Source organism: uncultured Gemella sp. (assembly GCF_963529685.1).
Taxonomy (GTDB): Bacteria; Bacillota; Bacilli; order Staphylococcales; family Gemellaceae; genus Gemella.
Genome location: NZ_CAUSAI010000007.1, coordinates 1 through 14,272, shown reverse-complemented (window position 1 = coordinate 14,272; position 14,272 = coordinate 1). Strand labels below are relative to the sequence as shown.

Sequence of the window (14,272 nt, the reverse complement as noted above, 5' to 3'; positions counted from 1 at the left end):
TGTAGTATTATAGGTATATTACAAAAAAATGAAAGGAAATTTTTATTATGAAAAAAGGTTTATTGACCGGATTGTTATTATTTGGTATCTTTTTTGGTGCTGGAAACTTAATCTTTCCACCAGCACTAGGAGTAAGTGCAGGAGGAAACTTTTGGCCAGCTATTTTAGGGTTTGTAGTTTCTGGAGTAGGTATAGCTATTGTTACACTAATAGTTGGTGCACTTAATCCAAATGGTTATGGAGCAGAGATGGATGAGAAAATTTCACCATTATTCTCAATTACATACTTAGTTTTACTTTATTTATCAATTGGACCACTTTTTGCGATTCCAAGAACTGCAGCAACTGCATTTGATATTGGAGTAGCACCAGTTGTAGCTGGAAGTAGTTTACCGTGGTTATTAATTTTTACAGTTATTTATTTTGTGTGTGCGTTTTTATTAGCGGTAAATCCAACTAAGATTTTAAATAGTGTAGGTAAAATTTTAACACCTATTTTTGCTTTATTAATCGTAGTTTTAGTAATCTTAGGAGTATCTAAATTCAACTCAACAGGAACAGCAGCTAAAACATATGCTACTAGTGGATTAGCATTCGGTACAGGATTTATCGAAGGATATAACACTCTTGATGCTCTTGCTTCAGTAGCATTCTGTATTATTGCAATGAGCGCTTTAAAACAACTTGGCTTTAAAGATAAAAAAGAGTTCTTATCTAGTGTTTGGGTTGCTGGTATTGCAACAGGAATTGGATTCAGTGTTCTATATGTTGGTTTAGGATTACTAGGTAATAGATTTGCAGTACCTGCAGAAGTATTAGCTAATGCTAAAGTTAACAAAGGAGCTTATGTATTATCAGAGTCAGCTCGATTAATATTTGGTAACTTTGGTAGTGTATTCTTAGGAATAATGGTAATTCTTACATGTTTCACTACAACAGTAGGCTTAATCGTTGCGACTTCAGAATTCTTTAACGAAAAATTCCCACAATTTTCATACAAAGTGTATGCTGTTATCTTCACAATTGTAGGTTTTGCTATTGCAAACGTAGGGTTACAAAGTGTTATCCAATTCTCAGTACCAATGTTATTATTCTTATACCCAATCACAATCGCATTAGTATTAATCGTTATCGTTAACAAATACGTTGCATTGTCAAAATTAGGTATGCAATTAACTATGGCAGTAGTAACACTAATTTCTATTCTTTCTGTAGTAGGAAGCACATTTAAAGTAGCTACACTTAGCGCTTTAATCGCAAAACTTCCACTAGCAGCACAAAGTTTAGAGTGGTTAGTACCTGCAGTAGTATGCTTAGTAGTGGCTGCTGTATTACCAAATAGACAAAAAGGTAAAGTTTACGACTTTAGTGAACTATAATTTAAAAATTAAGAGAAATTAAAAAGCATTAGCTCAAAACACAGAGCTAATGCTTTTTACTATATTATTTTTTTAATCTCATCTAGCAAGAACATCTCTACATTTAATGAAGTAGTGAATTTCTCAAGATCAGTTATTTTATCCTTATCGATAGTATTCGTTATTTTATATGCTCTAATAAGTTGATTTTTTGGTGTGTTTTCAGCGGAGATAAACTCCACTATATCAGATTTATAACCAAATGCTTCAAGTACTTCGCTACGAACAGAATCTGTAAGTAATGTCGAGAATTTTTCTTTAATTATACCGTGTTTAAGCATAAAGGGAAGAAAGTCAGCGTTAAGTTGACTATTAACCTCTTTTTGACAACAAGGTACAGCAAAAAATACTTTTGCTTTCCAACTTAGAGCTTTTAGAATAGCTATATCAGTTGCAGTATTACATGCATGTAAACTAATAACCATATCTATTTCATCTTTATTTTCATAGTCGATAACGTCGCCGTAAATAAAGCTAAGATTAGAAAAATTAAGTTTTTCAGCTATATTATTACAATGTTCAATAACTTCTTTTTTAAGATCTATTCCAATAATCTTTACATTCATATTAAGAACTTCAGTTAAATAATAATAGGTAGAAAATGTTAAGTAACTTTTACCACTACCAAAATCTAGAATCGTAATCTGTTTATTAGAATCTAATTGAGTAGTAGCTTGTTTAATAAATTCAAGATATTTATTTATCTGCTTGAATTTATTATACTTGCTCTTTATGACCTTACCATCATTATTTTGAATGCCTAGCTCTACTAAGAATGAATATTTTTGTTTTTCGTCTAAGAAATAGTCTTTTTTCTTATTATGTTCAAATGAAATAGCCTTAGTAGCTGTTTTCTTTCTATTCACGCTTATTTTGAATTTTTTTGATACTTTTATATTTATATTTTCATCAACAGTTACGATATTTATATCTTTTGCTAATTCAAAAAGTTCTATGATTTCTTTTTCAATATTTTCTGAATCAGTAGTAACCATGTTTGTGTGCTTTATTATTCTCTTATAACGATATTCTAATTGTAGGTTGATATTATTTTTAATATTAACTAATTTTCCAATGACTTTGTCCAGTTCTAACTCCTTATTACGAATATTAGAAAAAGTAATTTTATTAATATTATTATTTGCAATATGAGTTAGTATTTCAGAAATAATTGCGTGTTTCATTGTAACTCCTTAAAATTTTCTTTTAAATGATTTCTTATATATATTACACTAGATTTTATTAATTCGCAACATAAGAGGAGTAATATTAAATATAAAGTCTGTATTTTAATAATATTTTAAAATTAATTGTGAGAAAAGTGTAGTATAAGGAAATTTATTGCTGTTGTTGGTTGAGTATTAATAGTATGCGTGGTATAATTTAGTAGTTAGAAAACTAAGAAAAAGGTAGCTAGTATGAATATTTTAGATATTATTGATAATATAAAAATAAAAACTATTTATGGAAATCTGCCAAAAAGTGTGAATAGTATATCTCAAGATTCTAGAAAAGTAGGAGAAGGAGATGTGTTTGTCGCTATTAAAGGATACACTGTAGATGGCCATAATTATATAGAAAAAGTAATAGAACAAGGTGCATCTTTAGTTATAGCTAGTCGTTTTGAAAATTATAATGTAGAAAACTGTGCTGTTATTGTTGTAAAAGAACATGAGATTGAAAAAATCGCTAGTATGATCGCGAAGAAAATTAATGAAGGTACTAATGTACATACAGTAGCGGTAACTGGAACAAATGGAAAAACTAGTATTTCAACATTGGTTCACAATATGTTACGTATACTAGGTGAAAGTAGTGCATACATAGGAACAAATGGTTTTGGGAAAAATGATAGTGAACCACTTTATTTCGGGAATACAACACCTGATGTGGTAACTCTACACAATCAAATTGGAGAGCTACGTAAAGAAAAAATAGGTAACCTTGCATTTGAAGCATCATCACATGCGATGGCATTAGGTCGTATTTATAATGTAAATATCGATGTAGCGATATTTACGAATCTTACACATGAACATTTAGATTTTCATGGAGATATGCAAACATATGCTTATGACAAGAGTTTACTATTTTCAACATTAGGAAACAACTTATCAGAAGCAAGATATGGCGTTTTAAACAAAGATGATAGTTATTATAACATTATTTCAAAATGTTTATATCAACAAGAAATAAATTACTCTATCAAAGATAATACATCGGATTTTTATGCTTATAACATCAAACAATTTAAAGGAGATAAAATATATAAAACAAGCTTCACTCTAAAATCTCCAGAAGGTGTATTTGAATGTACTACCAATTATATTGGAGACTTTATGGTAAGTAATGTTCTTGCAGCACTTATAGCTGTATGGTTAAAAGGCTATAGCGTAGAACAACTAGTTGGAATTTTACCTGAACTTGGAGCTTTATATGGACGTATGGAAATTTTAGGAGATGACTTGCCGATTGATATAATAAGTGATTTTGCACATACACCAGATGGTTATGAAAAATTACTAGAAGCAACTCGTGAAATAAGAAAAGGAAAACGCACCCTTCTTGTTACTGGAATGGGAGGCGGACGCGATATTTCAAAAGGACCATTAATAGGTGAAATTATCTCAGAAGCTGACTATGTTGTCATAACAACTGATAGTCCACGCGATGAAGACGTAGAAATTCTAATGGGGTCTATTGAAAAAGGTATGACACATAAAAACTATGAAAAAGTATGGTTTAGAACTGATGCTGTTAAACGCATAATTGAGTTAGCAGAACCAGGAGATGTTGTAATATTAGCTTCAAAAGGACGTGAAGATTATGAAATTCTCCAAGGTGGTAAAAAAGTTTGGCACTCAGATCCAATCGTTGCAGTAGAAGAAGCGAAAAAGAAATTTAATATTAAATAGAAATTTGAAAGGAAAATAACGTGGTAGAAAAAATTAGAGAACAAGTAGAAAAAAGAAGAACATTTGCGATTATCTCTCACCCCGATGCAGGGAAAACGACATTAACGGAAAAATTACTATTATTCGGTGGAGCAATTCGTGAAGCAGGAACAGTAAAAGGTAAAAAAACAGGAAAATATGCAAAAAGTGACTGGATGGATATTGAGAAACAACGTGGTATCTCTGTAACTTCATCAGTAATGCAACTTGACTATGATAATAAAATTATTAATATCCTAGATACTCCAGGGCACGAAGATTTCTCAGAAGATACGTATCGTACTCTTATGGCTGTAGATAGTGCTGTGATGGTTATTGACGGAGCAAAAGGGATTGAGGCACAGACATTAAAACTTTTCAAAGTTTGTCGTATGCGTGGGATTCCGATCTTCACATTTATCAACAAAGTTGACCGTGAAATTAAAGATCCACTAGAATTATTAGAGGAAATAGAAGAAAAATTAGAAATCGAAACATATCCGATGAACTTACCGGTAGGTATGGGGCAAAACTTCTTCGGTATTATGGATAGAAAAAATCATTTTATCGAACCATTTAAAGAAGATAGTGATTTTGTCGAATTAGACGAAGAGTATAATATTGTAGATGATAATCCGATAGCTCAAGATACCATGTATAAAAAATGTGTAGATGACATGATTCTTATAACAGAAGCGGGTGTTGATTATGATTATGAAAAACAACTAAAAGGTGAACAAACACCAGTATTCTTCGGGTCAGCATTATCATCATTTGGAGTTGAAAGCTTCTTAAATTATTATGTGGATAATGCACCTACACCAAAAGGGCGTCGTGGAGTAAATGAAGAAGATATTCAACCAATGGGTGAGGATTTCTCAGGATTTATCTTCAAAATCCAAGCTAATATGGACCCTAAACACCGTGACAGAATAGCCTTCCTTCGTGTGTGTTCAGGGGAGTTTAATCGTGGTATGGATGTAAACTTAGCAAGAACAGGTAAAAAATTAAAAATATCACGTTCAACGAACTTTATGGCAGATGATAAGGCTACGGTAGATGTAGCTTATGCGGGTGATATTATTGGTCTATATGATAGCGGAAACTATCAAATAGGTGATACACTTTACCAAAATAAAAAAGTTGAATTTGAAGCACTTCCTTCATTCACACCAGAGATATTCGTAAAAGTTTCTGCTAAAAACGTACTAAAACAAAAGCACTTCCATAAAGGTGTTGAGCAACTAGTACAAGAAGGAGCAATTCAATACTATAAAACGTTACATACGAATCAAATTATCTTAGGAGCAGTAGGTCAACTACAATTTGAAGTTTTTGAACACCGTATGAAAAATGAATACAATACTGAAGTAGTAATGGAACGTATCGGACAAAAAACTACGCGTTGGATTGAAAATGAAGATTCAATTAATGAAAATATGTCGAGTTCTAGAAGTATCTTAGTTAAAGATTTATATGATAACTACGTATTCTTATTTGAAAATGACTTTGCGATGAACTGGTTCAGCGATAAATATCCAGAAGTGAAACTATTTAGTAAACTTTAAGAAAATTCCTCTTATTTATGTATTATATAGATAAGAGGAATTTTTTATGCAGTAAAATAATTTAGTATTTGGTGATAATTTGGTATGTAAAAATTTGAAAAAAAGTCCTTATCGTTATATAATTAAGTGTTGGCAAAATTTTATTAAAAAGAGGATAGCATGAAAAAATTAATAAAAAAAATGCTGGATCTTTACAAAGAACCTAGATACAAAAGTATAGTTAATTATATTTTCTTTGGAGTTTGTACAACTTTAGTAAATGTAGTTACATACTTCATTTTGTATTATTATGGAATGGAAGTTAGACCAGCAAACTTAATATCTATAACATTATCAATTTTGTTTGCGTATTTTGTTAATGCTAAGTATGTGTTTAATTCTAAAGCTGTTGGATTTAAGAAAGTTTTTTATGAACTAAGTAAATTCTTTACAGCTAGATTATCTACACTTGTTATAGAAGTATTTGGGGTTGAATTATTCATTTATTTAGGGATGAATGCATATTTAAGTAAATTCATTATTCAATTCGTAGTACTTGTTGCTAATTATGTTATTAGTAAATTTTTAGTTTTCACAAAGGAGAAAAATAACTAATGAAATGGTTTATCACAGATATGGATGGAACTTTTCTAAATGATAAAAAAGAAGTTGCACCAAATGCGAAAGACGTGATTGTGAAACTGCAAGATAAGGGAAGTAAATTCATAATTGCCACGGGAAGACCTGATATTGCAGTTAAACATTATTATCATAACTTAGGAATGAACGATGTAGTTATTTCTAACAATGGAAGTTTAATTAGAAATCTGTCAACAGGTGAGATAGTATATCAAAAAAGTTTCAAAATAGAAGAAATTGAAAAAATCTACAGTATGTTTAAAGAATTAAATGATGATGAAATTGAGTTTCATGTATATACATTAAATTATATTTACTGTACGCATTTATCATTTAGTATGGCACGTATGAAACGCCTTGAAGCGGATATGCCAGAAGAATTAAAAACACCAATGTACATTCATGAAGATATAATCGGAGAGCTTAAGAAAAATCAAGAGGATTGTCAAAAGATTATGATGATTGCAAATGATCATGATAAGGTAGTTGGTTTCTTTAATAAAGTTCGTGAAGTATTGGAAGTTGATGGAACATTCTCAGCATCGAATTTCTTTGATATCATGCCGAAAGGATGTAATAAAGGTACTGCAATCGAAAAACTGGCAGAATACTATAATTCTCCAATAGAAGAGTGTGTGGTATTCGGTGATAATTTTAATGATAAAGAAATGTTTGATGTAGCAGGATGGAGTGTTTGCCCGAATAACGCTTCAGAAGAAATCCAAAACATGTGCGATGAAGTTATTGGAAATAATAATGATTTTTCTGTAATAAAATATGTAGAAGATTATTACGAAAAAATTAAATAAATACTTGATAACTTAGCGAAAATTTGATAAATTAGAAGGTAGCGTATTAATTACCGAAATAGTGATTTACATATGAAAAAATTTATATTTGATTGCTATTAATTGTACAATGAAAAATAAAATAAAGGAGAACTTTCATGAGAGGAAGAAGAAATGAGAAGAAAAAGTTCAGTAGAATAATAGCTTTCTTGTCATTAGTAGTTATTATCCTTACATCAATAGGATTAACATCAAAATCTAATGCCGATAAAGTAAATCTTGGACTGGATCTTCAAGGAGGATTTGAGGTACTATACCAAGTAGAACCTCTTAAAGATGGTCAGACTATAGATGAAGCGGCTGTAAAAGCAACTGCAGATACTATTAGTAGACGTATTAATATACTTGGGGTAAGTGAACCGGTTATTACTGTTGAGTCAGGAAATAGAATCCGTGTTGAACTTGCAGGAGTTAAAGATCAAGAAACAGCTCGTAAAGTGCTATCAACACAAGCGAATCTTACAATTCGTGATATTGAAGATAAGGTTCTTTTAGATGGTTCTGATTTACAAGAGAACGGTGCGTCACAAGGATTCGATCAAAATAACAAAGCAGATGTTAATTTGAAGTTAAAAGATGCTGATAAATTTGGTAATATTACTTCAGAAATCAGTAAACGTCCTCAAGGTCAAAATCTAATGGTTATTTGGATGGATTTCAATGAAGGAGATTCATTCAAGGCTGAAGCAGCCAAAGAAAAACCTAAATATGTTTCTGCACCACAAGTAGCACAAACTATTAACTCTAAAGATGTTCAAATCACTGGTAACTTTACTGTAAAAGAAGCCAAAGAAATGGCTGCTTTACTAAACTCTGGTGCTTTACCTGTTAAGTTAACAGAAATCTACTCTAACTCAGTAGGTGCTCAATTCGGAGCTGATGCGTTAAATCAAACAGTGTTAGCAGGAGCTATAGCATTAGCTATTATTTGTTTATTTATGCTAGTTGTTTATCGCGTTCCTGGATTTGTAGCGAGCGTAATGATGGTTGCTTATGTGTACATTACAGTAGTATTCTTCAATATGATTTCAGGTGTGCTTACACTTCCTGGTATTGCAGCTTTAATTCTTGGGGTTGGTATGGCGGTTGATGCTAATATCATTATGTATGAAAGAATTAAAGAAGAAGTACGAGCGGGTTATCCGTTGAAAAAAGCATATTTAGATGGCGCTAAACAATCATTATGGACAATCTTTGACTCACAATTTACAACAGTTATTGCAGCGATAGTGCTATTTATCTTTGGAACAAGTAGTGTTAAAGGGTTTGCGACAATGTTACTATTATCAATTTTAGTCAGCTTTATAACTGCGGTATTCGGAACTAGATTATTATTAAGTTTATTAGTAAATTCTAATATCTTTAATAATCGACCAGGTTACTTTGGTGTTAATAAGAAGAGTATTCACGAAACTAAGTTCGGTATAAACTCACTTAATTTAAGTACTAAATTTGAGTGGTTGAGCTTTACAAAACACATGAAGAAATTCTTTGCTTTAAGTATTGCGATTATGATTGCTGGAACGATTTCTTTAGGTATGTACAAACTAAACCTAGGTATTGATTTCTCAAGTGGTACACGTATTGATGTGGCTGCTAATACAGAGTTATCTGTTGAAAAAGTACAAGCGGATCTTGAAGCTCTTAAAGTAAAAGATGAAAAAATAGTTTTATCACCAGATAAAAAACAAGCGACAGTGCATTCAAAAGAAAGTTTTGCACAAGAAAAATCAATAGAGATTAAAGAATATTTTGCTAAAAAATATGAAAAAGAGGCGAATTTAAGTGTTGTATCACCGGTAATCGGTAAAGAGTTAGCAAAAAATGCCTTATTTGCGCTATTGTATGCTTCTATAGGTATTATTATTTATGTAGCATTTAGATTCGAATGGCGTATGGGACTTACAAGTGTTATCGCCTTACTGCATGACGTATGTATAATTATTTTCATAGCGAGCTTATTAAGATTAGAAATAGATATTACATTCATCGCAGCAGTATTAACAATCGTAGGTTACTCAATTAATGATACTATCGTTACATTTGACCGTATTCGTGAACATATGCGTCATGAAAAAGTCTTAACAACTAAAGAACAAATTTATAAAGTAGTAGACGTATCGCTAAGACAAACATTAACTCGTTCTATTAATACAGTATTAACAGTTATAATCACGGTTATAGTTATGTTATTAGTAGGAAGTAGCTCAATTTACTCATTCAATGTAGCGTTACTTATTGGGTTAATCTTTGGTTTATATTCATCACTATTTATTGCAGCACAATTGTGGGCAGTATTAAAAGTACGTGAATTAAACAAAAAAGGAAAAATCGCAGTAAGTGTACGTCAATCTCCTAAAGAGAGAAAAGAAAACGATAAAGTTTTAGTGTAGTATATAAAAAGACATCATGCTGAAGAAATTCAGTTTGATGTCTTTTGTTCTCAATATTATTGATATATACTTTAGCATAACCTATGCTAGCAAGTTTCGCCACCTCAAGAAGAACCAGCTCCTGCAGTGCATCCGTAACAATGCATACCAGTCACAATTTTACGTACACCTGTATGATTATTGACAAGCTGACTCACATGGTTAACTTCGCCAGAGATCTTTAGTTTCTCAATATAGTTAAAATCACAATCATATAAAGATCCGTCAGGACCAACGGAAATCATATTTCTACACATAAGCCCTGGTAATGTTGCAGGATTATATGCTTTATAAAGTTTATTCATATATCCTTCATATAAATCTTCTCTATAAAGGAATTCAGAAAATCTACCTATAGGATTGTTTGTTATTGCAAATAGGTTATTAAAGACAATCTCAAAACTATCATATAGTTTTTTCTTATAAGTTTTTTCTAGTGCTTCTTGTTTAGGAGGTAAAAACGCTCCATTTGGATTATAGACTAGGTTTAAGATAAGGTCTTCTTCTTTCCCGTATCCTAGTTCGTTTAGTTTTCTTAATACTTCTATTGACTTAGGAAAAACACCTTTTCCACGTTGTTTAGCCACTACTTTTTCATTATAGTAGGGTAGAGATGCTACTACTTGAACTTTTAAGTCACGGTATAATTCAGGTATATCTCTATATGCTGGGACATCAAGGATAATAAGATTAGTTCTTACAATTACAGTTTTAGCGTACTGAGAAATTTCTTTTAAAAACCATCTAAAGTTCGGATTCATTTCAGGTGCACCGCCTGTAATATCCATCGTTTTATATTTACCAACTTTGAATGCTTCGATTATCTGTTCAAAAGTTTCTCGAACCATATTATTTTTTCTAGTAGGGCCACCATCGACGTGACAATGGCTACATGTAATATTGCATAAACTACCTACGTTAATTTGCATAACTTCAGGAAATTCTTCAGTTAATAAATATTGTTTTTCCTCAACTTGGTCAAAAAATTTAGGAATATTTAACTCTGTCATAAGATATTAATTAGTTAACTTATCCGATAATTCTTTACTTTGAAGACCGTGTACTAGAGTAATACCTGCTTTCATAGCAGCAGCAACATGAATAGCTTCTGCGATTTGATCTTGATCGCATCCTTCTTCTAAACAAGTACTAGTATAAGCATCAATACAATAAGGGCATGCTTCCGCATGGGCTACAGCAAGTGCAATAAGAGCTTTTTCACGAGTTGTTAGTTCACCTTCAGCCATTACATTTCCGTAGTAATTCATAAAGTTTTTCCAGTAATCAGGAGCGTCTTCACCAAATTTTCCTTCGCCAAATTCTATTAAATGTTTCTTTTTAAAATAATCTGCCATATTTATTCTCTCCTTTAAAATTTGTATATGATTTTATTATATGTTAGTTTGCATAAATAATCAATGAAATTGCCCAATTTATCTAGTACAGAGATTATGTATAATTTAACTAAAATATAGTTCTAAAAAGTATCTAATCAGTTATCTTACATCTTTATACATTTTTGCTATTTCTTCAACTGGCACACCACGCCTATACATTTTTTGAAATTTTTGTATCTGCCACATTGTCTTTACAGTATGATTTTTATATCTTCTTGTAGAAGTTGTAATAGGAGAGTCGATTACTGTAATCTTATAACTTAACGCACTTAAATTTTCTGAGAGTTTATAATCTTCCATTAAAGGCATATCTTTATATCCTCCAACTTCATTAAAAACTTTCTTGGTTAGAAATATTGCTTGATCACCAAAAGCAAGGTTAGTAATACTTGCACGCATATTAGAAACAAGTGAATTTATCCACATAGGAAAACTATTCGGATAGAATCTAATCTTTAGACAGCCGACCTCAGTTGGGCAAGCAAGTACTTTTTCTATTACATCTTTTTGAAGAACACTATCACAATGAACGAACCATAGGATATCACCCTTAGCAATTTTTGCACCATAATTCATTTGATTTGCTCGTCCTTTCTTATCAGAAAGATGATATGAATAACCAAAATAAGAGAGTTCATCTAATATTTCTTTTGTTTTGTCTGTAGAGCCACCATCAATGAATAATACCTCGTGTTCTTTAATATTATGCAAACAATATAGATTATAAACGAAATCACGTATTGTTTTTTCTTCGTTATAAATTGGCACAATAATAGTAATCATAAATACACTCCTAAAATAATAGTTAATATAATTATAACATGTAACGAAGTATTTCAAAATGATATTTATCTTTAAATTTGAGACTTAAAGTATTTTTAATAAAAATATAAGAAATTACAAAATATATATTGACAAACTAACTGTATCTATCGTATAATCACAGTAGATACAAAAAACGTTTTTATTATCTTATTGAATTATATAAAATTCATAAAAGAGATTAATAAGGAGGAGTATGATGGAAATAAAAATTTCTAATATGTCATCTGTTCCGATATATCAGCAGGTGGCAACACAAATCAAAAGTAATATTCTAAATGGTAGCTTAAAATATAATGATCAATTGCCTTCAATTAGGAGCTTAGCAAAAGAGTTAGAGGTTGGTATCATTACAGTAAAAAAATCATATGAGGTATTGCTGCAAGAAGAGCTAATATATTCAAAAGGTGCAGTTGGATATTTCGTAAATGATATAGATTTAGCTACTGTCTTAACGATAAAAAAAGAAGAATACTTTGACGAACTTAAGAGTATAATTGATAAGGCTATACATGATGGACTTAATTTAAATGATATTAAGGATATATTTAATAGTGTATTTGAGGAGAAAAGTTATGATAAAAGTGAATAAATTATTAATTAATAAAAGAACATTTCAACTTGGTCCAATTGATTTGGAGTTAGAAGAAGGGTATGTCTATGCAATTACAGGTAACAGTGGAAGTGGTAAAACATTATTTCTTCAAACACTTTTAGGAGGTTTACCTTCAGAGAAAAATGTAATTACTTATGATAATCTAAATTTTCATGAAAATGAAGTAGATATTAAAAATCTTTACTCATATGTAGCGGATAAACCTTTATTTTCAGATTCTTTACGAGTAGATGAGGTTCTATATAAAATATATAAATTAGATGTAAGATTTAATTTAGAGAAATGTTTTGAATTTCTGAGTAAACATAAAGTATATCGTCATAAGAAAATATATGAACTATCACAAGGAGAGAGGAAAATACTATTATTTTCTATAGGAATTTATACAAAATCTAAACTATTAGTTTTAGACAATCCATTTTCTGGTGTTGGTTTAATAGCTAGAAAAGAAATGATAACACTTCTTAGAGAATATATGGACGAGGATAAAACAATCATTATAGTAACTGAAGAACCATATGTAATAGAAAACCTAGCCGATTATATTATTGTATTTAAAAATGGTCAAGTGACTAGTAAGGAAGACGTGGTAGAATTACAAGAACGGTTCGAGACTAATGATATAGAGAAAATATTACTTTCGCTATTGAAGGGAGTGAATGAAAATGATTAAACAACAATATGAAACAAAATTTGGAGCAAGTTGGAATTTAATATCAAGTAGAAATTATAGTATGCCATTATTTTACAAAGGATTATATATATTATATTACTTTGTGACAATCAGCGTTATACTAGAATTATTATTTGACAAAACATATATGTTATTAGCTTTAATTAGTTCATTAATCATAGTGATTAATGGAAGAAAATATGATGATTCTGAACAACAATATATAGAATATCTACCTATTTCATTTAAAATTAAAGTTAGATACATTTATTATACTACTTATGTAAGTTTATTCTTAGGAGGAATATTGGCTTTCATATTAGATTTCATATATAATCGAGTAAGTGTCATAGAATATATTTACGCTATTATTGTTGTTATAGCGCTATCTAACTTAGCTATAACACAAATGGTAAATACCAAAAAATCATTTATTTACTTTTTTATATGGGATATATTAATATATCAATTTATTGTAAGTATAGTCAGATTTGTTTTACTGGGCGTTTATGCTGCATTTACAGGACCAAAATACGATAGTACACAATTTAATATAATAAAAATATTGATTCTAATACTATTGGTAGTAGTGTATCATTTTATGTGTGTTTATGTTATAAATAGCATGAAGAAAAGCACTAAACTAACTAAGAATGAAAGAATAAAGCTAGTGATGATCTTAGTATTATTAATAATTACTGGCGGTTATAAATTTTATATGAATGCAGGTAAAGATTTCGCTAGTGGTGTCAAAGAAGCATCGAAAGCAGGTATTGTAACAATATATGAAAATCCAATTAAAGAACAAAATAATATAAGATAGTAAAACAGAATATAAATAAAACAGTGACTACTAAATAAATTCTATTAGTCACTGTTTTTTGCTATAAATATAGGTTGTATACTAAATCCGGGGCATGGAAAAAATTCCAGCCCCGGATTTCAAT

General features: G+C 30.4%; 13 protein-coding genes. 9 read left to right on the top strand and 4 right to left on the bottom strand.

Features of this window, described 5'->3' with window-relative positions:
- Positions 1-47: 47 nt before the first annotated feature.
- The gene (gene brnQ / locus RWS90_RS02120) at positions 48-1,379 is read left to right on the top strand and encodes a branched-chain amino acid transport system II carrier protein (protein WP_314548315.1); all 1,332 of its coding nucleotides are present in this window, start codon (positions 48-50) and stop codon (positions 1,377-1,379) included.
- Between the two features lie 59 nt (positions 1,380-1,438).
- On the opposite strand, the gene RWS90_RS02115 is transcribed toward brnQ, so the two are convergent.
- The gene (locus tag RWS90_RS02115; protein WP_314548314.1) at positions 1,439-2,602 is read right to left on the bottom strand and encodes an SAM-dependent methyltransferase; all 1,164 of its coding nucleotides are present in this window, start codon (positions 2,600-2,602) and stop codon (positions 1,439-1,441) included.
- A 234-nt stretch (positions 2,603-2,836) separates the two neighbouring features.
- Here RWS90_RS02115 and RWS90_RS02110 point away from each other — a divergent pair, with 234 nt between their 5' ends.
- The 5 genes from RWS90_RS02110 (at position 2,837) to secD (ending at position 9,778) form a co-directional block, all read left to right on the top strand.
- Entirely contained in the window at positions 2,837-4,333 is a 1,497-nt protein-coding gene (locus RWS90_RS02110) for a UDP-N-acetylmuramoyl-L-alanyl-D-glutamate--2,6-diaminopimelate ligase (protein WP_314548313.1), read from the top strand.
- 20 nt (positions 4,334-4,353) lie between these two features.
- Positions 4,354-5,919 (top strand): peptide chain release factor 3, encoded by a 1,566-nt coding sequence (locus tag RWS90_RS02105; RefSeq protein WP_314548312.1) that lies wholly within the window; start codon positions 4,354-4,356, stop codon positions 5,917-5,919.
- Between the two features lie 159 nt (positions 5,920-6,078).
- Entirely contained in the window at positions 6,079-6,513 is a 435-nt protein-coding gene (locus tag RWS90_RS02100; protein ID WP_314548311.1) for a GtrA family protein, read from the top strand.
- Positions 6,513-7,346: a Cof-type HAD-IIB family hydrolase gene (locus RWS90_RS02095; RefSeq protein ID WP_314548310.1), complete on the top strand. Its 834-nt coding sequence runs from the start codon at positions 6,513-6,515 to the stop codon at positions 7,344-7,346. Before RWS90_RS02100 ends, RWS90_RS02095 begins: the two co-directional genes overlap by 1 nt.
- A 137-nt stretch (positions 7,347-7,483) precedes the next feature.
- A complete protein-coding gene (gene secD, locus RWS90_RS02090) occupies positions 7,484-9,778 on the top strand; it encodes a protein translocase subunit SecD (protein ID WP_314548309.1) in 2,295 nt (764 codons plus the stop codon).
- A gap of 104 nt (positions 9,779-9,882) precedes the next feature.
- On the opposite strand, the gene arsS is transcribed toward secD, so the two are convergent.
- From arsS to RWS90_RS02075, 3 genes are all read right to left on the bottom strand, one after another.
- Entirely contained in the window at positions 9,883-10,827 is a 945-nt protein-coding gene (gene arsS, locus RWS90_RS02085; RefSeq protein ID WP_314548308.1) for an arsenosugar biosynthesis radical SAM (seleno)protein ArsS, read from the bottom strand.
- 6 nt (positions 10,828-10,833) lie between these two features.
- Entirely contained in the window at positions 10,834-11,172 is a 339-nt protein-coding gene (locus tag RWS90_RS02080) for an arsenosugar biosynthesis-associated peroxidase-like protein (RefSeq protein WP_003144831.1), read from the bottom strand.
- A 141-nt stretch (positions 11,173-11,313) separates the two neighbouring features.
- A complete protein-coding gene (locus RWS90_RS02075; protein ID WP_314548307.1) occupies positions 11,314-11,997 on the bottom strand; it encodes a TIGR04283 family arsenosugar biosynthesis glycosyltransferase in 684 nt (227 codons plus the stop codon).
- Between the two features lie 238 nt (positions 11,998-12,235).
- Between RWS90_RS02075 and RWS90_RS02070 the strand changes: the two genes are divergently transcribed.
- The 3 genes from RWS90_RS02070 to RWS90_RS02060 are packed head-to-tail and all read left to right on the top strand — an operon-like array spanning position 12,236 to position 14,148.
- Positions 12,236-12,628, top strand: coding sequence for a GntR family transcriptional regulator (locus tag RWS90_RS02070; protein ID WP_314548306.1), 393 nt, complete (start codon positions 12,236-12,238; stop codon positions 12,626-12,628).
- Positions 12,612-13,325 carry an ATP-binding cassette domain-containing protein gene (locus tag RWS90_RS02065; protein WP_314548305.1) on the top strand — a complete coding sequence of 238 codons (714 nt, stop codon included), beginning with the start codon at positions 12,612-12,614 and terminating at the stop codon, positions 13,323-13,325. The genes RWS90_RS02070 and RWS90_RS02065 overlap by 17 nt, the downstream gene beginning before the upstream one ends.
- A complete protein-coding gene (locus RWS90_RS02060; protein WP_314548304.1) occupies positions 13,318-14,148 on the top strand; it encodes a hypothetical protein in 831 nt (276 codons plus the stop codon). The genes RWS90_RS02065 and RWS90_RS02060 overlap by 8 nt, the downstream gene beginning before the upstream one ends.
- Positions 14,149-14,272 lie beyond the last annotated feature (124 nt).

Coding starts and splice junctions, on each gene's coding strand:
- brnQ (WP_314548315.1), top strand. CDS start 48: ATGAAAAAAGGTTTATTGACCGGATTGTTATTATTTGGTATCTTTTTT.
- RWS90_RS02115 (WP_314548314.1), bottom strand. CDS start 2,602: ATGAAACACGCAATTATTTCTGAAATACTAACTCATATTGCAAATAAT.
- RWS90_RS02110 (WP_314548313.1), top strand. CDS start 2,837: ATGAATATTTTAGATATTATTGATAATATAAAAATAAAAACTATTTAT.
- RWS90_RS02100 (WP_314548311.1), top strand. CDS start 6,079: ATGAAAAAATTAATAAAAAAAATGCTGGATCTTTACAAAGAACCTAGA.
- RWS90_RS02095 (WP_314548310.1), top strand. CDS start 6,513: ATGAAATGGTTTATCACAGATATGGATGGAACTTTTCTAAATGATAAA.
- secD (WP_314548309.1), top strand. CDS start 7,484: ATGAGAGGAAGAAGAAATGAGAAGAAAAAGTTCAGTAGAATAATAGCT.
- arsS (WP_314548308.1), bottom strand. CDS start 10,827: ATGACAGAGTTAAATATTCCTAAATTTTTTGACCAAGTTGAGGAAAAA.
- RWS90_RS02080 (WP_003144831.1), bottom strand. CDS start 11,172: ATGGCAGATTATTTTAAAAAGAAACATTTAATAGAATTTGGCGAAGGA.
- RWS90_RS02075 (WP_314548307.1), bottom strand. CDS start 11,997: ATGATTACTATTATTGTGCCAATTTATAACGAAGAAAAAACAATACGT.
- RWS90_RS02070 (WP_314548306.1), top strand. CDS start 12,236: ATGGAAATAAAAATTTCTAATATGTCATCTGTTCCGATATATCAGCAG.
- RWS90_RS02065 (WP_314548305.1), top strand. CDS start 12,612: ATGATAAAAGTGAATAAATTATTAATTAATAAAAGAACATTTCAACTT.
- RWS90_RS02060 (WP_314548304.1), top strand. CDS start 13,318: ATGATTAAACAACAATATGAAACAAAATTTGGAGCAAGTTGGAATTTA.